This is a genomic window from Achromobacter sp. GbtcB20 (genome assembly GCF_019091095.1).
In the GTDB taxonomy this organism is placed as follows: Bacteria; Pseudomonadota; Gammaproteobacteria; order Burkholderiales; family Burkholderiaceae_B; genus Achromobacter; species Achromobacter mucicolens.
Genome location: NZ_JAGXJZ010000950.1, coordinates 1 through 232 on the forward strand (window position 1 = coordinate 1; position 232 = coordinate 232).

The 232-nt window shown below is 65.9% G+C and carries 1 pseudogene; it reads left to right on the plus strand.

Features of this window, described 5'->3' with window-relative positions:
* Positions 1 to 103: pseudogene (locus tag KVT32_RS31780) on the plus strand (branched-chain amino acid ABC transporter permease); the annotation flags it as partial.
* Between the last annotated feature and the right edge of the window lie 129 nt (positions 104 to 232).

The window sequence follows — 232 nt, forward strand, 5'->3', positions numbered from 1 at the left end:
CGGCAAATACTACGTGCCGGAAGTGGGCGCCTTCGTCATCTACACGCTGATGGTCGTGCTCCTGATCCTGTTCCCGTTCGGCCTCGTACGGAGGAAAGCATGAACGCCTATTCCACTTCGGCCATCAAGGCCAAGGCCGCCGCCGGTTCGCCGGAGGCGCAGGCCGACACCGCCTCGGCAGCGGTGAACCACCGCGCCCTGCGCCTGCCCAACGACCGCTGGAAGGCGTTCG